Annotated in this window: 27 protein-coding genes, 1 tRNA gene and 1 pseudogene; 7 read left to right on the top strand and 22 right to left on the bottom strand. The window is 42.3% G+C overall.

Annotated elements, in window-relative coordinates:
* Nucleotides 1-306: 306 nt before the first annotated feature.
* The 4 genes from purK to ppiB form a co-directional block, all read right to left on the bottom strand.
* Nucleotides 307-1,377, bottom strand: a complete 1,071-nt coding sequence (gene purK, locus ACSJJG_RS15755; protein WP_481089839.1) for a 5-(carboxyamino)imidazole ribonucleotide synthase — start codon at nt 1,375-1,377, stop codon at nt 307-309.
* Nucleotides 1,374-1,940: a 5-(carboxyamino)imidazole ribonucleotide mutase gene (purE, locus tag ACSJJG_RS15750; RefSeq protein ID WP_481089838.1), complete on the bottom strand. Its 567-nt coding sequence runs from the start codon at nt 1,938-1,940 to the stop codon at nt 1,374-1,376. Before purE ends, purK begins: the two co-directional genes overlap by 4 nt.
* Before the next feature lie 135 nt (nt 1,941-2,075).
* A complete protein-coding gene (locus tag ACSJJG_RS15745; RefSeq protein WP_481089837.1) occupies nt 2,076-2,798 on the bottom strand; it encodes a UDP-2,3-diacylglucosamine diphosphatase in 723 nt (240 codons plus the stop codon).
* Between the two features lie 24 nt (nt 2,799-2,822).
* The gene (ppiB, locus tag ACSJJG_RS15740) at nt 2,823-3,317 is read right to left on the bottom strand and encodes a peptidylprolyl isomerase B (RefSeq protein ID WP_348987240.1); all 495 of its coding nucleotides are present in this window, start codon (nt 3,315-3,317) and stop codon (nt 2,823-2,825) included.
* Nucleotides 3,318-3,587: 270 nt separating this feature from the next.
* Here ppiB and cysS point away from each other — a divergent pair, with 270 nt between their 5' ends.
* A complete protein-coding gene (cysS, locus tag ACSJJG_RS15735; protein WP_481089836.1) occupies nt 3,588-4,970 on the top strand; it encodes a cysteine--tRNA ligase in 1,383 nt (460 codons plus the stop codon).
* Between the two features lie 150 nt (nt 4,971-5,120).
* Here the strand turns inward: cysS and sra are convergent, their stop codons facing one another.
* The 3 genes from sra to folD form a co-directional block, all read right to left on the bottom strand.
* Nucleotides 5,121-5,357, bottom strand: a complete 237-nt coding sequence (gene sra, locus ACSJJG_RS15730; RefSeq protein WP_481089835.1) for a stationary-phase-induced ribosome-associated protein — start codon at nt 5,355-5,357, stop codon at nt 5,121-5,123.
* 324 nt (nt 5,358-5,681) lie between these two features.
* Nucleotides 5,682-5,894 (bottom strand): ribosome-associated protein YbcJ, encoded by a 213-nt coding sequence (gene ybcJ / locus ACSJJG_RS15725; RefSeq protein WP_481089834.1) that lies wholly within the window; start codon nt 5,892-5,894, stop codon nt 5,682-5,684.
* Nucleotides 5,894-6,769, bottom strand: a complete 876-nt coding sequence (gene folD / locus ACSJJG_RS15720; protein WP_481089833.1) for a bifunctional methylenetetrahydrofolate dehydrogenase/methenyltetrahydrofolate cyclohydrolase FolD — start codon at nt 6,767-6,769, stop codon at nt 5,894-5,896. The genes ybcJ and folD overlap by 1 nt, the downstream gene beginning before the upstream one ends.
* Before the next feature lie 190 nt (nt 6,770-6,959).
* Between folD and ACSJJG_RS15715 the strand changes: the two genes are divergently transcribed.
* Nucleotides 6,960-7,036 (top strand) — tRNA-Arg (locus ACSJJG_RS15715).
* Nucleotides 7,037-7,107: 71 nt separating this feature from the next.
* Here ACSJJG_RS15715 and ACSJJG_RS15710 read toward each other — a convergent pair.
* From ACSJJG_RS15710 to ACSJJG_RS15640, 15 genes are all read right to left on the bottom strand, one after another.
* Nucleotides 7,108-7,290 carry a helix-turn-helix transcriptional regulator gene (locus tag ACSJJG_RS15710; RefSeq protein WP_189759614.1) on the bottom strand — a complete coding sequence of 61 codons (183 nt, stop codon included), beginning with the start codon at nt 7,288-7,290 and terminating at the stop codon, nt 7,108-7,110.
* Nucleotides 7,290-7,604, bottom strand: coding sequence for a hypothetical protein (locus ACSJJG_RS15705; protein WP_189759613.1), 315 nt, complete (start codon nt 7,602-7,604; stop codon nt 7,290-7,292). Before ACSJJG_RS15705 ends, ACSJJG_RS15710 begins: the two co-directional genes overlap by 1 nt.
* Entirely contained in the window at nt 7,594-7,950 is a 357-nt protein-coding gene (locus ACSJJG_RS15700) for a hypothetical protein (protein ID WP_481089832.1), read from the bottom strand. The genes ACSJJG_RS15705 and ACSJJG_RS15700 overlap by 11 nt, the downstream gene beginning before the upstream one ends.
* A 207-nt stretch (nt 7,951-8,157) precedes the next feature.
* Complete coding sequence (locus tag ACSJJG_RS15695; RefSeq protein ID WP_481089831.1) at nt 8,158-8,685, bottom strand: hypothetical protein; 528 nt, start codon at nt 8,683-8,685, stop codon at nt 8,158-8,160.
* A gap of 82 nt (nt 8,686-8,767) precedes the next feature.
* On the bottom strand, nt 8,768-9,010 hold the full coding sequence (locus ACSJJG_RS15690; RefSeq protein ID WP_481089830.1) for a hypothetical protein: 243 nt from the start codon (nt 9,008-9,010) through the stop codon (nt 8,768-8,770).
* A gap of 10 nt (nt 9,011-9,020) precedes the next feature.
* A complete protein-coding gene (locus tag ACSJJG_RS15685) occupies nt 9,021-9,809 on the bottom strand; it encodes an ORF6N domain-containing protein (protein ID WP_189759609.1) in 789 nt (262 codons plus the stop codon).
* A gap of 10 nt (nt 9,810-9,819) precedes the next feature.
* On the bottom strand, nt 9,820-10,311 hold the full coding sequence (locus ACSJJG_RS15680; protein ID WP_189759608.1) for a hypothetical protein: 492 nt from the start codon (nt 10,309-10,311) through the stop codon (nt 9,820-9,822).
* Nucleotides 10,311-10,499, bottom strand: coding sequence for a PerC family transcriptional regulator (locus tag ACSJJG_RS15675; protein ID WP_189759607.1), 189 nt, complete (start codon nt 10,497-10,499; stop codon nt 10,311-10,313). Before ACSJJG_RS15675 ends, ACSJJG_RS15680 begins: the two co-directional genes overlap by 1 nt.
* The gene (locus ACSJJG_RS15670; RefSeq protein ID WP_189759606.1) at nt 10,486-10,764 is read right to left on the bottom strand and encodes an ANR family transcriptional regulator; all 279 of its coding nucleotides are present in this window, start codon (nt 10,762-10,764) and stop codon (nt 10,486-10,488) included. The genes ACSJJG_RS15675 and ACSJJG_RS15670 overlap by 14 nt, the downstream gene beginning before the upstream one ends.
* On the bottom strand, nt 10,761-11,096 hold the full coding sequence (locus ACSJJG_RS15665) for a hypothetical protein (protein WP_189759605.1): 336 nt from the start codon (nt 11,094-11,096) through the stop codon (nt 10,761-10,763). The genes ACSJJG_RS15670 and ACSJJG_RS15665 overlap by 4 nt, the downstream gene beginning before the upstream one ends.
* Nucleotides 11,097-11,168: 72 nt before the next feature.
* On the bottom strand, nt 11,169-11,585 hold the full coding sequence (locus ACSJJG_RS15660) for a hypothetical protein (RefSeq protein WP_223281691.1): 417 nt from the start codon (nt 11,583-11,585) through the stop codon (nt 11,169-11,171).
* A 270-nt stretch (nt 11,586-11,855) separates the two neighbouring features.
* Nucleotides 11,856-12,263 carry a hypothetical protein gene (locus tag ACSJJG_RS15655; RefSeq protein ID WP_189759604.1) on the bottom strand — a complete coding sequence of 136 codons (408 nt, stop codon included), beginning with the start codon at nt 12,261-12,263 and terminating at the stop codon, nt 11,856-11,858.
* A 175-nt stretch (nt 12,264-12,438) separates the two neighbouring features.
* Nucleotides 12,439-13,209: a 3'-5' exonuclease gene (locus ACSJJG_RS15650; protein WP_189759603.1), complete on the bottom strand. Its 771-nt coding sequence runs from the start codon at nt 13,207-13,209 to the stop codon at nt 12,439-12,441.
* Nucleotides 13,210-13,357: 148 nt separating this feature from the next.
* On the bottom strand, nt 13,358-13,687 hold the full coding sequence (locus ACSJJG_RS15645; RefSeq protein WP_189759602.1) for a transcriptional antitermination N peptide: 330 nt from the start codon (nt 13,685-13,687) through the stop codon (nt 13,358-13,360).
* A 358-nt stretch (nt 13,688-14,045) separates the two neighbouring features.
* Nucleotides 14,046-14,675, bottom strand: a complete 630-nt coding sequence (locus tag ACSJJG_RS15640; RefSeq protein WP_189759601.1) for a helix-turn-helix domain-containing protein — start codon at nt 14,673-14,675, stop codon at nt 14,046-14,048.
* Nucleotides 14,676-14,783: 108 nt separating this feature from the next.
* Between ACSJJG_RS15640 and ACSJJG_RS15635 the strand changes: the two genes are divergently transcribed.
* The 5 genes and pseudogenes from ACSJJG_RS15635 (at nt 14,784) to ACSJJG_RS15615 (ending at nt 18,587) form a co-directional block, all read left to right on the top strand.
* Nucleotides 14,784-14,984 carry a helix-turn-helix domain-containing protein gene (locus tag ACSJJG_RS15635; RefSeq protein ID WP_189759600.1) on the top strand — a complete coding sequence of 67 codons (201 nt, stop codon included), beginning with the start codon at nt 14,784-14,786 and terminating at the stop codon, nt 14,982-14,984.
* A 173-nt stretch (nt 14,985-15,157) separates the two neighbouring features.
* A complete protein-coding gene (locus tag ACSJJG_RS15630; protein WP_189759599.1) occupies nt 15,158-15,502 on the top strand; it encodes a hypothetical protein in 345 nt (114 codons plus the stop codon).
* Nucleotides 15,503-15,675: 173 nt separating this feature from the next.
* Nucleotides 15,676-16,503 carry a hypothetical protein gene (locus tag ACSJJG_RS15625; protein WP_189759598.1) on the top strand — a complete coding sequence of 276 codons (828 nt, stop codon included), beginning with the start codon at nt 15,676-15,678 and terminating at the stop codon, nt 16,501-16,503.
* On the top strand, nt 16,496-17,023 hold the full coding sequence (locus ACSJJG_RS15620; protein ID WP_189759597.1) for an NUMOD4 domain-containing protein: 528 nt from the start codon (nt 16,496-16,498) through the stop codon (nt 17,021-17,023). Before ACSJJG_RS15625 ends, ACSJJG_RS15620 begins: the two co-directional genes overlap by 8 nt.
* Nucleotides 17,017-18,587: pseudogene (locus tag ACSJJG_RS15615) on the top strand (DEAD/DEAH box helicase family protein). The gene ACSJJG_RS15620 and the pseudogene ACSJJG_RS15615 overlap by 7 nt, the downstream one beginning before the upstream one ends.
* The last annotated feature ends 28 nt before the right edge of the window (nt 18,588-18,615 follow it).

The following is an 18,615-nucleotide window of genomic DNA, read 5'->3' as shown; positions in this document are numbered from 1 at the left end:
TCCAAGGTGTTATTACACATATTATTATTCAGGCGTGCGTCACAATTATTTAATTGTAATTAAATAATATGTTTCAATAGTGATAAAAATATTGAGATTGCAATAACTTTATTTTTAGAAAAAATAGGTATTAAAGGTATTGTACAGTCAAGGGACAGTATACAGTATTGTACAAGGAAAAGGTATTATCGTTTGCAATTGTGGATACACTATCCCGGACGCTATCAAGAATGTGATAATTTCCAACTGGATTGGACTGGGAAGTGGTAGCTTATTTTAATCATTACCACTTCCTAAAATAACCGGTTAACTTAATTTATCTTGTGCCCATTTAAGGCTGCTTCGGTATTCTGTTGGCAATAGGGAGGCTAATGTTTGCAACGTCGTTTTTAATGTTCCCTTATCAGCATGGGTCACATTTAAGTGGCCTACTTTACGTGCAGGACGAACTTCTTTTTCATACCAATGTAAACGAACCAGCGGCAAACTCAGCCATGCGTGATTCACCTCTGTGCCGATCAGATTGATCATGACGGATGGTGCAAAGATTTCGGGTTGTGGCATAGGAAGATTCAAAATCGCCCGTAGGTGAAGTTCAAACTGGCTGATAGAAGCGCCGTTTTGTGTCCAGTGACCGCTATTGTGAACTCGTGGAGCCAATTCATTGATCAGCAAATTATCGCCAACAATAAAACACTCCATCGCCATAACACCAACATAGTTCAGGTGATTCATGATGGCAGACAGCATCTGCTCTGCTTGCTGTTGAAATGGCTTATCGGCACTATCAGGTAAAGCAACACTAGTACGTAAGATACCTTCCTGATGCAAATTGTGAGTCAGGGTATAGAATACTGATTCACCTTTGGCATTACGGGCTCCAACCAGCGAGACTTCTCCCGAAAACGGAATACCCTGTTCTACAATACATTCACCATAAATTTCAGGTGGAAGCGTGGTTTCATCACCCGGCCGAATACGCCATTGACCGCGCCCGTCATAGCCCCCTGTCCGTCGCTTGACAATGATAAAATCGCCTAACTCTGCAAATAGCTGTGGCCATTGTTCGGGAGAGGAAAGCAGTTGCCACGGCGCGGTTGCCAGACCCAACGTATCCATGAGCTGTTTTTGTGGCAAGCGATCTGCCAGTCGTGGAAAAATATCACGATTGATAAATGCCTTATGATGAGCCAGTTCGCGAGTTAATGCGGTCTCGGGCCAACGCTCAATTTCTGCGGTGATCACGCTGCTTTGGTAGGGCACTGCTTCCGGTTCAGCATCCAACCCAACAGGATAAACAGCGATCCCCAACGGTTCACCGGCTTGACGTAGCATTCTGCCTAACTGACCATTTCCCAATACACAAACGGGCTTCATGCATCCTCCCGTGGATCTGGGTTATCCAGAACAGCCTGAGTTTGTTCACTGCGCCAATCTGATAAACGTTGAAACAGCGCACTGTCATGCAACGCCAGCACCTGAGCCGCCAACAATGCGGCATTTGCTGCTCCTGCCTTGCCGATAGCCAATGTACCAACGGGAATGCCCTTTGGCATTTGGACGATAGAATACAGACTATCAACACCGTTAAGCGCCGCGCTTTGTACAGGAACCCCGAACACAGGCACTAAGGTTTTAGCTGCCAACATCCCCGGTAAATGTGCTGCTCCACCTGCACCAGCGATAATCACATCAAAACCCTTTTCTTTCGCTTGTTCTGCGAAACGAAAAAGCTTATCTGGCGTTCGGTGTGCCGAAACAATTTCAACATGAAAAGGAATAGCGAGTTCGGTCAGGATATCGGCTGCATGTTGCATGGTTGCCCAGTCACTTTTAGAACCCATGACAATGGCGATTTTGGCGTGGTTTTGGGGTTCTATTTCTGTTGGAGAAGTTATTGTAGGGGTAATAGCTATTATGGGATCAGAGCTGGACGTCATAAATCAGATGCTCCTGTATTGGGTGTCTACCAGAACAAAGATGAAATTTCAGACGGCGGATCATATCATGCTAATAGCACGAGGAAAACGTTTGCGTCGTTTGATTTATCGATTTTTACAAAATAAGCAAGGAGCTTAGAAGGAGAAGGATATTAACTCAATAGCCGTTTCTGTAACTTTGAACATCGAACCTTGCTCATGCCATGCCCCTAATACACCGCGATGCATGGTCTTATCGCCAATCTGAATATCGTGTATTGCTGGGCGGTGAGTATGGCCGTGAATTATCCAATCTGTTTGATATTTTTTAAAATGTTCGGTAACAGCCTCTTGATTGACATCCATAATAGATGAAGATTTTTGGCTGTTGGCATATTGGCTACCTGCTCGCATTTTGGCGGCAATTTTCAAACGGATAAATAAAGGAAGAAACAGGAATAGCCGTTGTATCCACGGAGTATGCACTCGCTTACGATACTGTTGATAGTTGATATCATCGGTGCATAGCGTATCGCCATGCAAAATCAAAATACGTTTACCATGCAACTCCAGTACTTTTTCCTGTGGAAGCAGAATCAAACCGCTCTCTTTGGCAAAACGGGAGCCGAGCAAGAAATCACGATTGCCATGAATGAAATAACAGGGAATACCTTGTTGTTTCAGCTCATTAAGTGCCCGGGCAATTTTAGTATGCAATGGGTTGGGATCATCATCACCAATCCAGTAATCAAAAAAATCACCGAGAATATAAAGACTTTCAGCGTGGATTGCATCTTCACGTAAAAAACGCAGAAAACCGGCAGTAATTGCCGGTTCTTGTTCACTGAGATGCAAGTCTGCAATAAACAGTGTACTCATGCAGCGATGATTCTCTAACGGTAATTATTCGCTAACAGTGACACGTTCAATGATCACATCTTCATGTGGTACATCTTGGTGCATACCGCTGCGGCCAGTAGAAACACCTTTGATCTTATCAACTACATCCATGCCTTCGACGACTTCGGCAAATACGCAATAACCCCATCCATCCGGGCGCTCTGAACGGAAGTTCAGGAAATCGTTATCGACAACGTTAATGAAAAACTGGGCAGTTGCTGAGTGTGGATCATTGGTGCGTGCCATAGCGAGAGTGCCACGGCTGTTTTTCAGGCCATTGTTGGCTTCGTTCTTGACAGGCGCTTTAGCTGTTTTCTGCGTCATGCCAGGTTCAAAGCCACCACCTTGAATCATGAAGCCATTGATAACACGGTGAAAAATAGTGTTATCATAAAAACCTTCCGAGCAATAACTCAAGAAGTTTTCAACGGTTACAGGTGCTTTATCAGCGAATGTTTTGATTACGATATCGCCAAAATTGGTGTGGAAAGTCACCATAATAAAAATCCTAGTAATAGTTTTGATTGACCCTGTATAGGGGGTTTTGAACAACCGCTGTTATATCATATCTCAGATTTTGAGTCAGTACTCAGGGAAAGTATCAGAACAAGGTGGTTTATGGCACTTGCAAAGCATTGCATATCAAGGTGAAATATCTGATCTGGCTTCTCTATATTCTCATTTATTTATCTTGCTGATAAAGAAGCCTATAATCAGTCAATTTATTTGATTTTATTACACGTACATAATTTTTACGGAAACCCACTGATGCTAAAAATTTTCAATACTCTCAGCCGTCAAAAAGAAGAATTTAGGCCGATTCACGAAGGGAAAGTGGGCATGTACGTGTGTGGCATTACCATTTATGACTTGTGTCATATTGGTCATGGCCGAACATTTGTGGCATTTGATGTGATTTCTCGTTACCTGCGTTATCTGGGATATGATCTGACCTATGTCCGTAACGTCACTGACGTGGATGATAAAATTATTAAACGCGCCATCGAAAACAATGAAAGTTGTGACGATTTGACCGCACGTATGTTGGCAGAAATGCACAGCGATTTTGATGCACTGAATATTCTGCGCCCGGATTTAGAGCCTCGTGCAACGCAACATATCCCAGAGATCATTGCAATCACGGAAGAGTTGATTAAGCGCGGGCACGCTTATGTTGCCGCTAATGGTGACGTTATGTTCTCCATCGGCACCAACCCTAATTATGGCCTGCTTTCCCGCCAGGATTTGGAACAATTGCAGGCTGGCGCCCGTGTTGAAGTGGCAGATGTAAAACGTAACCCAATGGATTTTGTATTATGGAAAATGTCCAAACCGGGTGAGCCGAGTTGGGAATCTCCGTGGGGAGCAGGCCGTCCAGGTTGGCATATTGAATGTTCCGCCATGAACGGCAAGACGCTGGGTCATCACTTTGATGTCCACGGTGGCGGTTCTGATTTGATGTTCCCGCACCATGAAAATGAAATTGCCCAATCAACTTGTGCCCATGATGGTCCTTACGTCAATTATTGGATGCATTCCGGCATGGTCATGGTGGATAAAGAGAAGATGTCCAAGTCGTTGAATAACTTCTTTACCATCCGTGATGTATTGGCCTATTACGATGCTGAAACCGTGCGTTATTTCTTATTATCCGGTCATTATCGCAGCCAGTTGAATTATACGGAAGAGAACCTGAAACAGGCGCGCACTTCCCTTGAACGTTTGTATACTTCCCTGCGTGGTACAGATAAATCCGTTCAGCCTGCTGGTGGAGAAACATTTGAAGTCCGTTTCGTTGAAGCAATGGACGATGATTTCAATACACCAGAAGCGTATTCAGCCTTGTTTGATATGGCGCGTGAGCTTAATCGTCTGAAGACAGAAGACATGGTTGCGGCTAATGGTCTGGCGGCAAGGCTACGTAAATTGGCAGGGATTCTTGGTCTTTTGGAACAAGATCCAGAACACTTTTTGCAAGGTGGAACACAGGCGGACGACGATGTTGCCCGAATCGAAGCACTCATCAAACAGCGTAACGATGCCCGTAAAAATAAAGAGTGGGCATTGGCTGATGCGGCGCGCAACCAGTTAAATGAAATGGGAATTGAGCTGGAAGATGGCCCACAAGGAACAACATGGCGTCGTAAATAATCGATTTTGCTTTGTTGAACACCAGAACCGCCCCTTAGATGGGCGGTTCAGTCTTTAATGTCTTTGCGCTTTTATAGCGAGATTTTTTTAGTTGTCGTACTTAGTTGTCGTACTTAGTGGTATAAATGAGCGGAATAAAAACCGACCGATTTATTGGTGACTACTTAAGTGCTCAGGATAGAAAGCATTTCCAGCGTGATACGTGATTTCTCCAGAAACCGCATCCCATTTCATGGCAACGAAAGAAGAATGACTCAGATGTTCTGGTATTTGATGGGTGTTATCACTGGAAGCAGGATTAAGAAGAGAAATTTTTACTCTACGTTTAGAATTACTTAATTTATAAGGCAAACCTAACAACCTTCTTGCAGCTCTATTACTTAACATAATTAACTCCGTTTCAGTTGTACATAAGCTTCTCAGTATAGCGACTTATTAGAAAATTGATATGATTGTTTGTCAATATATCGTCAATGTCACATATTTTTTGAATAAAAACAGATAAATCTGTAATCAGGAAAAAAGATATCTACCAATAATGTTGGTGTTATTATTGACATCATATTATTTAATATTTATATATCACCTTATACTGGTTTATATAAAATAATTAATTTCTATTTATAAAATAAAAAGACAATACCTTAATATAACTTATATAAAAGGTACTGTCTTTCTGAAAAGTATTAGTGATAATGTTTACTTACTGAGTTACTCTTCAACGCGAACAGATTCGCCATTAAAGGCAACAACCTTACCGGCAGTAATTTTGCAGCGTTTGCGAGTTTCGAGTTGGTTATCAACCTGTACCAAACCTTCTGCAATCACGGCTTTTGCCGCAGCACCACTTTCACACCATCCTTGAAATTTCAGCAAATCACATAACTCAACATAAGGGTGGTCATCTAAATAAAAAATTTCCATCAATAACCTTCAGTTGTATCTATATCATGATATTCCTCGCAAGCTTGCAAGGTATTTTGAATCAATGTTGCAACGGTCATCGGTCCGACCCCGCCGGGGACAGGGGAAATCCAACTTGCGCGTTCAGACGCCTTATTGAAATCCACATCACCAATGACTTTGCCATTTTCCAGCCGATTGATACCAACATCAATCACAATCGCGTCTGGCTTAATCCATTCACCAGGAATAAAGTTGGGTTTACCAACAGCAACGACCAGTAAATCCGCCTGTTCAACATGCTGGCGCAAGTTTTTGGTAAAGCGATGCGTTACTGTAGTTGTACAGCCTGCCAACAGTAATTCAAGGCTCATTGGGCGCCCAACGATATTAGAAGCGCCGATAATAACGGCATTTAGCCCATAGGTATTGATATTGCAGCGTTCAAGCAAGGTTACAATTCCGCGGGGAGTACAAGGGCGCAGTCTCGGAGCGCGCTGACATAGACGACCGATATTATAAGGGTGGAAACCATCCACATCCTTATCGGGATGAATGCGTTCCAGTACTTTGACATTATCAATGCCGGCAGGTAAGGGGAGTTGAACCAAAATACCATCGATTTGCGCATCGGCGTTCAGATCATCTATCAGGGAGAGCAATTCAGCTTCGCTGGTAGTATCAGGTAGGTCATAAGAGCGGGACATAAACCCGACTTCTTCACAGGCGCGGCGTTTACTGGTGACATAAATTTGAGAAGCAGGATTTTCTCCCACTAAAACGACGGCAAGACCTGGTGCTCGTTTTCCGGCGGCAACGCGCTGTTTAACTTTTTCTGTAACTTCGTTTCTGATTGTCTGCGCAATCGTTTTCCCATCAATAATTTTTGCTGACATGTATTTAAGATTCCATTATCAAGTATAGGAATGGGGGCTATTTTGTCAGAACATGAACCGCCTGTCAGTTTTATTAATAATCATAAAATGAACATATGAGCGAAAAGGGCATTGACTCATTCCATTATGCCCGTATAATCCGGTGCTGCGTTAAGGCATTAATAATGTTTCTTATTCTACATACCATAATGCGCCCTTAGCTCAGCTGGATAGAGCAACGGCCTTCTAAGCCGTAGGTCACAGGTTCGAATCCTGTAGGGCGTACCATAAAATCAAAGAGTTACATCAAGAAAATGAAAAACCCGTCATAACAACGGGTCAAGTAACGGGTCAAGTAACTACTCCTTCTTTTCTTTTACCCAAGCCTCATAAACTTCTTCTGACCACCCAAGGAAAACTCCACTTTTTGTTCTGTCTGGTTTAGGAAATTCATTCCTTTTTGCGTACATTCTCCAAAGGGTTGATTTGCTTTTCCCTGTTAGTTTTTGCATTTCTTTGTAGTCAATGTATCTTGTAGCCACTATTCCTTCCTCCCGTACCCGTTCCACAAAACCATTTTTGCCACCATTTCAGGTGCTGCCAGGTCACTGAGTGTTGCCTCAAAAATAATGTTATACAGCTCCGTAGTCAGAATATCGTCCAAATTTCTTGGCCTTTCAGAGTAGGGCACCTCATCGGGCACCCCATTCATTACATCAATAACCAATGCGACGATTTCCCTTTCTCCCCGCTCTGGCTTACGGTATCCGGCTTTCCATACCACATCGGTGATATCAGCTGGATCGCCCCAGACTGAGGCGATGATTTGTGTGAGGTGGAATGAGTTATTGATCATCTTTTTCCCTTGTTCCTATTTCATATTCAGCGAGCTTTTCCCGTGCCTCTAACAGTTCAAATGCCATACGAGCTACGTCTATGCCTGTTATTTGATAATATTCGTTAGCAGGTAATGATTTCCCGATAGCGTAGAACTCGGTTAACTTCTCTTTACTGAGCTTCATTAATGCTGACATGGAGTAATTATCAAAATCCTCAGTGTCGTCAGCCTCGAATCTCATAGGAATTCTTTGAGATTTCTTACTTTCATTCGCCTTCCTCAATAACCAATCTGCCCACTCGCGCCCATCGTCAATGTGTCCGATTAAACCAATGTCATTCTGTGCGTTATCGATGCTGATCATTATTTTCTACCCCTCTTGCCGTTCTTCAATGGTGTTATCTTCACGCTTGCCACTTTGGGGGCGGGTGGCAGGGGAGGGCAGACGCCCTCTTGAATATGTTGAATACGTCTCATGTGGTGGATATGCCGCTGTGTGTGATCCCTGCCATCGTCGATGTGGACTACCGTTCTGACCAGTTCGTCGTTGATGTCCACCCTCTGGCGGTGCTCATTGGTCACTTTCTGCCTCCACTTCTTTTATTTTCTGCTCGGCAAGCTCGAAGGCGTTTTCGTAAAGTGGCTGAACCACAAAAATAGGGTTGCCGTACAGTCTGTTTGTAAAAGGGCTAAACCGGAATCGGCAGGGTGCTTCCATGCCGGATGGCTCCATAAATACAACGCCGTTGCGAAACATCAAATATGGGTAAGCCAGATATTCAAGGCGGAAGAGCGGCGTCCCATTTTGTTTCTCTGTCGGGATAGCTTTATCCAAATCCGGGAAACGCCCCTTGATTATTTCCAGTCGAGTGAGGCTAAAAGTCTTATTGTCTTCATCCAAATGAAAGGCTCTTGTTGCATCATCGAATTGGATTTCAGTGAAACAAGCCTGTTCTGGAATATCACCGCAGAACCGGACAATCAGGTTGATGTTGGTAGGATCTCCATCATCAAAGAAAGTGCCACTATTCTCTGTAAGTTCCATGCGTACCAGTACATGCCCGTTAGTGGCTTCGAGATGTTGCCGGGTGAAATGCACCCAGTTAACCCGGGGTGTTTTTCCGCCTGCTCTCCTTTGGCTACACAAACCAAAGCCGCACGTAATAAATTGGTATCAATGATCATGACTTCACCTCCGCACTTGGGCACAAATCCATGCTAGCAACCGTGCTTTCGTTGAACTCTTCCGGCATGACAGAAAAGAGGGTGTGGTTAGTTGATGTCAGTCGATCATCGGTGAATGCTGCCTGCGATTTTTCGATAGCGTCTATTGCATCATGAGCCTCCATAGCAACTCTCAGTGTGTGGCGATGCCCACAGGGATAATCAGCCAGATAAGTCACAACATATTTTGTCTTTTTCATTTCCATCACCTCACTTTTTGCCAAACAATTTTTTGAGATCTACGCCGTATACAGCCAGCCATGCTTCGGCAGGCCATGACTTCACGCTTCCGTATCTGGGGTCAGGAACGTCTGTGGCTTCCATGTTGTTCTCACGGCACCATTTGCGGAGTGGAGCGAATTTGTATTCTTTCTCCGTGGCTTTTTGCACACTGGTGATTGTTGAGTGCTTGGTGCTTTCCCCCAGACGTTCTTCCAGTTCCCGACACTTACGGGTGACAGCGCCGAGCTTACCAAGTGCCTGAGCTTCACGACGGCGACTAATCTGTGATTTGGTGCGACGAGCTTCGTCACGCTCTTGAACAATGGCTAGCTTTTCTTTTTCCGTTGTCAGTAGTGCTTCTAGAGCTTCGATGTAATTACCGGGTAAGGCGGAAGGATTTGTTGTCGGCTTTTTCTGGTGAAAATAAGCGAACTCCATCTTCTCAAAGAAACTCCACGCTTCGTCGGTATCAATGATTTTCGACATACGGGCAGCACCTTTCTCTGTGAAAAGAGCGACTTGATTTGCGTGTTTATTAACCAAGTCAATATTATTGCCTTGGTTCTTAAATGCTCGAAAATCATCACCTTTAAGGGTGAATACATGAACACCTTCAATAAAACGACTACGATGGTTAGCGATATTGGAGCGAATATTTGTCGGTTCTGTACCATACCCAGCCGCTAATGTTTCTGTGGTAACAACACGGACGCCTTGCCACTCGATCACTGGTAAGTGGCTTGAGTCGATAGTTACTAATTCGTCTTTCTTACTCATATTTTGATTCTCAATGTGTGGTTGGTGATGCTGGTTCAGCGGTAAATAATTTGAATCCACCGATAAATACGTCATCGATAAAATCCCGCATCCATGTGGAGTTGTTTTCTTTCTCGTTCACTTCATTACCGAGATAGAAGCGCCACAAGGCGATATATTTTTCGACTGGATTAATTTCCAGAATCGTATTTTCGATTTGGTGAATAAGTAGTGTTTCAATTACGTCAGCATCCAGCTCGACTACGCAATTTTCGTGGGTAAATATGACATTGCCGTTTTCAAGTTTTCCAAATCGCTCACCGCATGAAACTAGATATTCTCTAGCAACAATGGCTCTTTGTTGTTTTACTGATAATTCAGCCCATTCCATTTTTTCCGCATCGGTTAATGGCGGGTAGTTAGTTCTCGCCCTTTCTTCATCTAAAAGGAAATCAGGGCATCCGAATTTACTTTTTCTCAAAATGGCAATTACTTCTTTTATTGTCATTCCTGTATTACTCATTACCACCTCTCCTGTATTTTGATTTTCGCTTTTCGGACGCAACGCAAATTATTTTTGATACATTCCTGTTCTTGTTTTTTATCGTGAGATAATGAAAGAGCCTCACCCCACTTCTCAGCGGCACGACGAAATAAACTTCTATATTCTAAGAATCGTGCTAATTCCTTTACTTGTTCATATGCAGTCATTATTCACCGCCTGCTTTTTCATATGCTTTTTTAATTCAGAAGCCGTGCGCTTATTTTCATTGGTTCTTAATACCTTGCTGTAACTGTTATGTAATGAGTGTCTTTTTTCATTATGTAACTGGCGATATTCAGCCCATAGTTGCGTATTAAGCGTGGTGGCTAAATTTTTAGCCTTTCCCCAATATTCGGCTGCAAGGTCGTACTTTTCTTCTTTCTCTTTCTGGATAGCTGCATTAGCAAAGTCTAAATAGGATTTATTTATCATGTTATTGGCTCCGTTTTCTTAGCAATCAGTTTTAATATCTCATTCATGAATTCATTACCTTCTTCGGTTAAATTGCCGAACTTGGTATAAAAGCTGTTGTATGTTCTTACGATAAGTTCCTCTGCTTCCTGTTTTCTTTTAAGTGCAAACACATCTAACTCAAAGAAGCGAATTAAAGCGATATTCAATATCTCTTCGTCTAAATCCAGTTGGTAATTAAATTTTCCTACCTTTACAACAACAGAATGACAACCATGTTTTTTTTGTAATGCATTCAATTTAACGTTAATAAATGCCTTTCGTTTTCTTTCAAGCAACGTTGATGATGTCATTTTCTATTTCCTGTTTTCAGCGTGAGCGATTCCCCAGCGATGGCGCTGTAATTAAATTTGTTTTGTTAATTTTTATTTTGATTGTAATTGATGAATTTTTCTTTCTATGGCTATTAATTCATCCTGTGCTTTCCTGTGTTTTTCTATTGCCTTTAGATGCTCCTTTTTAGTTCTAATTAAATCTCTTTCTCGCTTAACACTGTCTTTCAGTTCTTCCAGTACCTGAGCATGGCGTGCTATAAATTCAGGGCGCATAGAGCCAAGAATAACTTTAGTTGTACCGTCTTCTTGTTTAACTTTTTTGGCGGGAAAGTTACTTTCCTTGCCCTCCTCATTAAATTGCTCCTGTGCACGAACGTAAGCTAATTTATTCAGTGCGCCGCCCTCACTCAGATACGCCTTGTTAGCACCGCGGACGACATAGACCTCGCGCGGTTCGATCAATATTTCTAAAGCAGTTGCTACTTCGATGGGTTTTAATGTTTTCATGGTTATTCCTTAAGGTTAACGCTGCGATAATTCTTTCTTTTATTATCTGGTTGTTAATAATAATTTCTTTTGCTTCATTTGAAGCATCTTCATAACTGTAGAATGAGTCAACTAAGTCATAGCTACCAGTCTTATTATTATGTTTAGATAATCTGCATTCCCAGCCATTACAAGTTTGATAAAACTCTTCTATGTATTTAGGGGGGGGGGGCTTGCATGTTGCCTCACAAATTACTTTTATTCTAAGATTTAGGCGGTGGATATTATTCATCATTGATATTCCACTCCTCTGACTCGCGCTATTTCTTTGCCAGCTTGCTGAGTTAAATCTGTCGCAATAGAAAGTAAGTCCAAGTCTCTATCTTCACCTCCAGAATCAATCATTGTATTCAATAATGCCATTAGTTTCTTTATTGCGTTACAAGCTGGTTCTAATTCTATCTTTAAATCAGGGGTTGTTTTTTTTGTTTCGATAACTGAATCAAGAATACAATCTAATTCATTAATATCCCGATACTGATTCATTGATAATGTGCGTACAGCGCGTAACATTGCATGAGTATCATCGCTGGCTTCATTTTCAACCGTTTTTAATAACGGAAGTAATACAGCCTGCATTTCTTCATTAATTTCAAGTGCGCTCTGCAAATAAGATTTAGCTCCAACTAATCTATTCATGTCATTTATCCTTTTTTATTTTCTTTATAAATTAAAATTAATTTATTCTGTTTTGTATCAATTATTAACTCACTCCAGCTTACCTTGAAATGAGCTGGAGTTGATTAACAATCATCGGTGGGATTTAATTGAAAACATTACGGCACTTATATAGATAATCTGGTCTTTTTTGCCTTTAAGCAAAGAGCCAAATTGAAAACAATATAAATAAAAAAACAAATATCATATTAAAGAGCTTTGAAAACGATTTGTCGTTTTCTTCTTTTCTCAATTTTTCTTTAATTTCACGCGTTTGTCGCTCTATCTCCTTAATTTCACGTTCATGTTTATAAGATTCATGATCAATGGGGGGATATATTGAACGCAATGTATTGTCGGGAATCTTGCAATCTTTGTAGGCCATAAACTTTATTAGCTCTAGTGTCATTCGAGCGTCTGTAAGCGCTCTATGAGCTTCACCAAAAACTAATATATCATTGTCATAAATTGCGTCAGTAAGTTTATGCCATTTGTAATCACCCGTTCTTTTATTTATTTCACCGTAATATTCTGCGTATAATAGCATTGCACATTCTGATTTTATTCTTGGTGTAGGTAATTCATATTTTTTACATGTTTGCCTAATAATCCTTGTGTCATAGGATTTATTGTAAATAATAACTGTTTTTCCTTTAACTATTTCTCTGTATTTTTTATAAATATCACTCCATGTTGGCGCATGTTTAACATCTTCATTTGTGATGCCATGTATTTTTATAGCATCAGAAGGAATGATTTTTTGTGGTTTAATTAGCGTGTCTAATAAAATATCACCATGAGAATTTATAATACTAATTTCAATGATTTCATCATCGTTTTTTAAGCCCGTTGTTTCTGTATCCAATACAATAGTATCTTCCTCTAATAATGTCTCTGTAAATAATTTTACCTGTTTACGATTTGGCATATTTATAACCTATATAATGAAATAATAGGTTATTGTACATATGCGTCGTTTTGTTCGTATTATTGTTATTGATTAAAGAGACTTTTGTCACATAGAGAAATTTATCGATCGCAAAAATAGCCAGTATACTAGCTTTCGGCTTCCATGCTTACGCTCTCGCTGTAATCTCCCCAGCTTTAGAACTGCGGCGGAATTTTGTTTTAGTTGAATAAATTGCTGTGTTAGGTAAGCAGCAATTACTTAAATTATCATGCATCGGAGTATTTTTAATTGATATTGCCTTCTCTACCCGATCCATTGCTTTTCTGTTTAGTGATAATATTGGGCGCGCTGGTTTTACTGCTATTTCTGATTTAATACTATCAATATTACTGAATGCTTTTTGTAATTGAGTGTTGATGTTATGCGCTTCTTGCAGTTCTTTTCTGCGCTCATGCCTTCTTTTTCTTGCATTATTGTAGCCATGAAAATTGTGCATATATTCCCCTTAGTTGATTTGTGATTGAGTAGTCTTTACATCTCAGTCAGTAACCAACTGGTAAGAATGGTGCGCTTTTTCAGCGCTGTCTGTTAAAGATCGGCATAGCTAAAAACTTATTTGTGCATTTGGTATAGTTGATTATCGAATCATCCAGTTCTTCATATGCCACTGGCGGCTACTTCGTGGGCATCCTGCCTGTTCGATGATTAGAATATACAATTAAAATTGTTTGATGACAACAGTCAAAGTTGTATTTATTGTTATTTTTTTGCACTTTGTTGTATTTATAAGAATTTTTAATAAAAAAACCCGCGCGGGGCGGGTTGCAGAAAAAAGGGGGGGGAGCTAATAAAAATTATCGTTTTCTGCGGTAGATTCGGTGTTCAACCATTGTTCCTATAATGATGATTTCCATCCGCTGGCTATCCAAAATTGGATAATCATTATTTAGCGGGATGAGTTCAAAGTGCTGTACTCCACCAGTATTTATAACTGTTGGCCTATATTTTTTAAATGTCGCCTCCCGTTCATAGCTTACTGCTACTACGAATTCTCCGGGATTGGGAGTAACTTCTGGATCGATAACAACAATATCACCAGCCTTAAAATCGGGTTCCATTGAGTCCCCGTCTATACGCAATGCAAATGCACGTTCTGACCAATTCATCTCGGTTGTAATGTGTTCTAAGTCATCGTAGCCGCGTATAGGAAAGCCTCTCGCTATCTTCCCTGCCTGTACGTAACTTATTAACGGCACTTTTCGAATGTTTACATCACAAAGGGGCTGGAAATCGCCACCTGTAATTAGCCACTCAGCATCGCATTTCAAAGCCTTAGCTATGCTTATTATATTCCGTGGCCTCAGAGTTTTCCCATCTTCAATGACAGCCCAAGATTGCTGACTAATGCCAGCAATCATAGCCGCCTCCGTTTGAGTTAACTTTAACTCAAGCCTTCTGTTCTTGACTCTGTCTGCAAGACTCATAACCCCTCCTTTAATTAAAGTAGGATTCTTACAATAAAAACTGTATTTGACAAACAGTATAATGTGTTATTAAATACAATCTAATTTGTATAAAGGAGATTTGCAAGGATGGAAACTATATCCAAGCGATTAAAAACCAGACGACATGAGATGAATATGACTCAAGCTCAATTAGCTGAACTATCTGGAACAAGACAACAATCAATTCAGCGAATTGAAGCTGGGATCACTAAACGCCCTAGATTTATTTTAGAAATTTCTAAAGCCTTAGATTGCGATCCATTATGGCTTCAATACGGTTCAAAATAATCGTTATTGCTCTTTAACATCTCTGTGCTGAAAAAGCACGTCCACAACATCACCTATCTTAGGATAGATGACAATTCTGTATTTTTGTCAAACAAAACTTAATCAAAATCTAACCTCAGTAATTTTGCACATAGAACGCACCTATCCAATGCGCAGAAAGGCAAATTTCAACCGTGAATATATATCCAATCCATAACGTAATAATGCCCGAAGTTTATCAGCCGGGTGATGCGGAATTTATTCAGAAGATTCTTTCCGCCATGACCAACCCAACTATGCGGGAGTATGCAAGGGATAAATACGCACGCGTCTACAAACTTCGGCGAGATGAAGATCCCATCCCATATCGGCGGGATAACACAGGTGCCAGAGCCGCCAATACGTGGCTCAGATTGTTTTTCAAAAAGAATCATAGATCGATGAAAGGTTATACAGAAGCGCCACCGTTAGCCCCGAAAGCACAGCCAAAGGACAAGCCCTATTCGGGGAACGCGTTAGAGCAGAGAACTGACAGGTAACACCGAAAATGGCTGTGTCTTCTGGCTGTGGGAACGATTCCTAAGGGATCACTAAGGCTGAGCATGAAAAGCAGCTAAGTGAGAATGATTATCAAAATGGGGGAAGCTAAAAAAGCGGGTCATTACGGAAGAGTACTAAATAAGAACCCCCCTATTTTTTTGGACAAATAAGAATGATTATCAACAACGGAAAAGCAGAAAAGATTATCCAAAAACACCGCGCTCTCGTGAGCTGGAAACCAGCACGCATCGTGACTGAACTGGTTGCGGCGGGGATGTCAGAAGCCGAAGCAGCAGCAATGACCAAAGCAAACGCACCGGAACGGAAAGCACACAAACCGCACAATAGCCATGCAAAGCCGGTGAATCTGGAAGCACTGAGTGCTCACTACATCGTGGTTGGGGACTACGATTTGCTGAGCCTCAATCATCAAGATGCACTGATCGCCGCCATTCGAAACGGCAAAGGAAAATGCTCACGACATGATGAGTCAATGGCAGTAACTCTATTCGGATTAGTCAAAGCATACCCAATCATCACCACAGCTGAGGTGAATAAGTTCCTCAACCGTGGCGCGTTCATTGGCAGTATTCCGCTGTTTATTGACGGGAAGATGATCGACGGTGAAGAGATGCCCTCAGCAGATAACGACCGCGTGAAAGATGTTTTTCGTGCAGTTAAGCAACTGAAAAAAATCACTGATGGTCTGGCGGAATCTGGCGCACTGCCTCTCAAGAAATACCTTGATCGTGTGCCGACTGATGAAGATGTCAAACGTACCGTGGGTATCGTCGCACCGGCAATAGTTAATCCTTATTTCCACGAAATTGATTATGCGCGCGAGTACAGTGAAATGCCTGCGCATGAGCACTCTGAGGACAGTAAGCGAATTATCAATGAATGGAAAAAAGAATTGAAAATTAAAGGAGGCAAGAAACCGGGCAGCGAAACTTTGGCGAGCACAACTGATCCGGTTCTTGCGGAGGGAAACTATGAATAACCAAATTTCCATAGCCGATTATGACACTAATTCCTCTTCGGAGGAATGGCAGCCCGTACCGATTGCAAGTTATTCCGATTTTTATCGGGTAAGTAATTTAGGCCGCATTCATAGCCTGCACAGTAATCGAGTATTGAAAGGTAAAATCCACCACGACGGATATCACTCAGTAAAACTTTCTCTAAATGGAATATGGGCTGATTTTTCTGTTCACCGTTTGGTTGCTATGGTTTTTGTGCCTAATCCTATGGCTTTACCGGGTGTAAGGCATTGGGACGGTAACATCTTAAATAATCAGGCATCCAACTTGATTTGGACTTCTGCATCTAATGGTGTTCTCAGGAGTGCGATATTAGCCATAGATATAGAAACCGACAGTCATTTGGTTTTCGTAGGCAAGAGTGAACTACTTGCTGCTGGTTTTGATTCCTCAACGGTTTATGCCTGTCTTAATGGGCGAGCCAAAACCCATAAAGGTTATCGTTTTGAGCGCATCTCGTTGGAGGGTAAATCATGCTAGAAATTACCCCTAACTTTGCACAGGAACGTGGCTTAAGCCTGTTGCGACAGCACTGGAAACAGCACCGTACTTTCATGGTGTACAGCCCGACCGGTTCAGGTAAAACCGGACTGGCGGCCTTTATCACTGACGGTTATGTCTCTCGTGGGATGCGTGTCATGTTCTGTGTGCCGTATACGATCCTCGTAGACCAAACCGCAAAAAAGTTTGCCGAATATGGCCTGCCCGGGGATGATTTTGCTTTAGCTGGCGTGATCACCCCAATCAAGACCCGAAAAAACTGATTCAGATTGCGTCGGCTGACACGCTGATCCGCCGTGACTTTCCCGAAGATATTAATCTGCTGGTGATTGATGAAGCACACCTGAAACGTAAAAAGATACTGGAAGAAATCACCCGGCTGACCACCGAAACGAATTGTAAGGTGATTGGGTTGTCGGGCACGCCTTTTTCACCGTTCTTGGGTCACTACTACCAAAGGCTGATAAAGCCAACCACGATAAAAGAGTTAATCCAGCGAGGTGACCTGAGTGCTTATGAGTTTTATGCTCCAGCCAAGCCCGATCTGTCAGGGGTGAAATCATCCACCAGCAAGGAGTACGGCAGTGACTATAAAGAAGATGACATCGCCGAGATCATGTGTGGGGCTGATTTGGTCGGCGATGTGGTCAGCAGTTGGCTTAAGTTGGGTGAAAACCTGCCAACCGTGTGTTTTTGCGTGAATGTGAGTCATGCCAATTATGTCACGATGGAGTTTAACCGTGCTGGCGTGAATGCTGAGGTGATGACCGCCAGCACCCCTCATGATGAGCGTGATGTGATTATTCATCGTTTTGAGCAAGGTGCAACGAAAATTATCGTCAATGTGGGCGTGCTGGTGGCCGGTTTTGATAGTGATGTCCGGTGCATTATTTACGCCAGACCAACTAAATCTGAAATCCGCTGGCTCCAGTCAATCGGCAGAGGCCTACGTACCGCCAAAGGTAAAGATCGGTGCATCATTCTGGATCACTCCGGCTCTGTCCACCGCCTCGGTTACCCTGACGATATCGAATACGACGAGCTGCCCAATAAAAATGATGGCATGAAGTCCAGTGCCAGTTACCGGGAGCAGGAAAAGCGAGAGAAGTTGCCGAAAGAATGCTCGTCCTGCCATTACATGAAGCCAGCAGGAGTTTACGTTTGCCCAAAATGTGGCTTCAAGCCACTGACGGGCGAGGATGTTGAGGTGGATACCAGCCGCAATATCCAGAAGCTCAGCAAGAAAGCGCGCGTCTACACTCAGGCTGAAAAGCAGAGCTTCTACTCCCAGTTGAAGTATTACCAGAACCAACGCGCCACACAAGGTAAGACCATCAGTGATGGCTGGGTATCCAATACCTTTAAAGATAAGTTCGGCATCTGGCCTCGCGGGTTCCACGATACCCCACAGGAACTGACGCCCGAAGTGAATAACTTCATCAAACATAAGCAAATTGCGTGGGCGAAAAGCCGCAAGAAAGCAGGTCAGCCATCCGGCCATGAACAGCAAGGGTTAAACCTTGAAATGGCCGCCAGAAGGTGAGTGAAATACGTGAAAAATTAGGTGCACC

The organism is Xenorhabdus sp. SGI 60, assembly GCF_056632175.1.
Note: the sequence above shows the minus strand (reverse complement) of the source record. Positions and strands in the feature narration are given on the sequence as shown.

Coding starts and splice junctions, on each gene's coding strand:
- purK (WP_481089839.1), bottom strand. CDS start 1,377: ATGAAGCCCGTTTGTGTATTGGGAAATGGTCAGTTAGGCAGAATGCTA.
- purE (WP_481089838.1), bottom strand. CDS start 1,940: ATGACGTCCAGCTCTGATCCCATAATAGCTATTACCCCTACAATAACT.
- ACSJJG_RS15745 (WP_481089837.1), bottom strand. CDS start 2,798: ATGAGTACACTGTTTATTGCAGACTTGCATCTCAGTGAACAAGAACCG.
- ppiB (WP_348987240.1), bottom strand. CDS start 3,317: ATGGTGACTTTCCACACCAATTTTGGCGATATCGTAATCAAAACATTC.
- cysS (WP_481089836.1), top strand. CDS start 3,588: ATGCTAAAAATTTTCAATACTCTCAGCCGTCAAAAAGAAGAATTTAGG.
- sra (WP_481089835.1), bottom strand. CDS start 5,357: ATGTTAAGTAATAGAGCTGCAAGAAGGTTGTTAGGTTTGCCTTATAAA.
- ybcJ (WP_481089834.1), bottom strand. CDS start 5,894: ATGGAAATTTTTTATTTAGATGACCACCCTTATGTTGAGTTATGTGAT.
- folD (WP_481089833.1), bottom strand. CDS start 6,769: ATGTCAGCAAAAATTATTGATGGGAAAACGATTGCGCAGACAATCAGA.
- ACSJJG_RS15705 (WP_189759613.1), bottom strand. CDS start 7,604: ATGATCAATAACTCATTCCACCTCACACAAATCATCGCCTCAGTCTGG.
- ACSJJG_RS15700 (WP_481089832.1), bottom strand. CDS start 7,950: ATGATCAGCATCGATAACGCACAGAATGACATTGGTTTAATCGGACAC.
- ACSJJG_RS15690 (WP_481089830.1), bottom strand. CDS start 9,010: ATGAAAAAGACAAAATATGTTGTGACTTATCTGGCTGATTATCCCTGT.
- ACSJJG_RS15685 (WP_189759609.1), bottom strand. CDS start 9,809: ATGAGTAAGAAAGACGAATTAGTAACTATCGACTCAAGCCACTTACCA.
- ACSJJG_RS15680 (WP_189759608.1), bottom strand. CDS start 10,311: ATGAGTAATACAGGAATGACAATAAAAGAAGTAATTGCCATTTTGAGA.
- ACSJJG_RS15675 (WP_189759607.1), bottom strand. CDS start 10,499: ATGACTGCATATGAACAAGTAAAGGAATTAGCACGATTCTTAGAATAT.
- ACSJJG_RS15670 (WP_189759606.1), bottom strand. CDS start 10,764: ATGATAAATAAATCCTATTTAGACTTTGCTAATGCAGCTATCCAGAAA.
- ACSJJG_RS15665 (WP_189759605.1), bottom strand. CDS start 11,096: ATGACATCATCAACGTTGCTTGAAAGAAAACGAAAGGCATTTATTAAC.
- ACSJJG_RS15660 (WP_223281691.1), bottom strand. CDS start 11,585: ATGAAAACATTAAAACCCATCGAAGTAGCAACTGCTTTAGAAATATTG.
- ACSJJG_RS15655 (WP_189759604.1), bottom strand. CDS start 12,263: ATGAATAGATTAGTTGGAGCTAAATCTTATTTGCAGAGCGCACTTGAA.
- ACSJJG_RS15650 (WP_189759603.1), bottom strand. CDS start 13,209: ATGCCAAATCGTAAACAGGTAAAATTATTTACAGAGACATTATTAGAG.
- ACSJJG_RS15645 (WP_189759602.1), bottom strand. CDS start 13,687: ATGCACAATTTTCATGGCTACAATAATGCAAGAAAAAGAAGGCATGAG.
- ACSJJG_RS15640 (WP_189759601.1), bottom strand. CDS start 14,675: ATGAGTCTTGCAGACAGAGTCAAGAACAGAAGGCTTGAGTTAAAGTTA.
- ACSJJG_RS15635 (WP_189759600.1), top strand. CDS start 14,784: ATGGAAACTATATCCAAGCGATTAAAAACCAGACGACATGAGATGAAT.
- ACSJJG_RS15625 (WP_189759598.1), top strand. CDS start 15,676: ATGATTATCAACAACGGAAAAGCAGAAAAGATTATCCAAAAACACCGC.
- ACSJJG_RS15620 (WP_189759597.1), top strand. CDS start 16,496: ATGAATAACCAAATTTCCATAGCCGATTATGACACTAATTCCTCTTCG.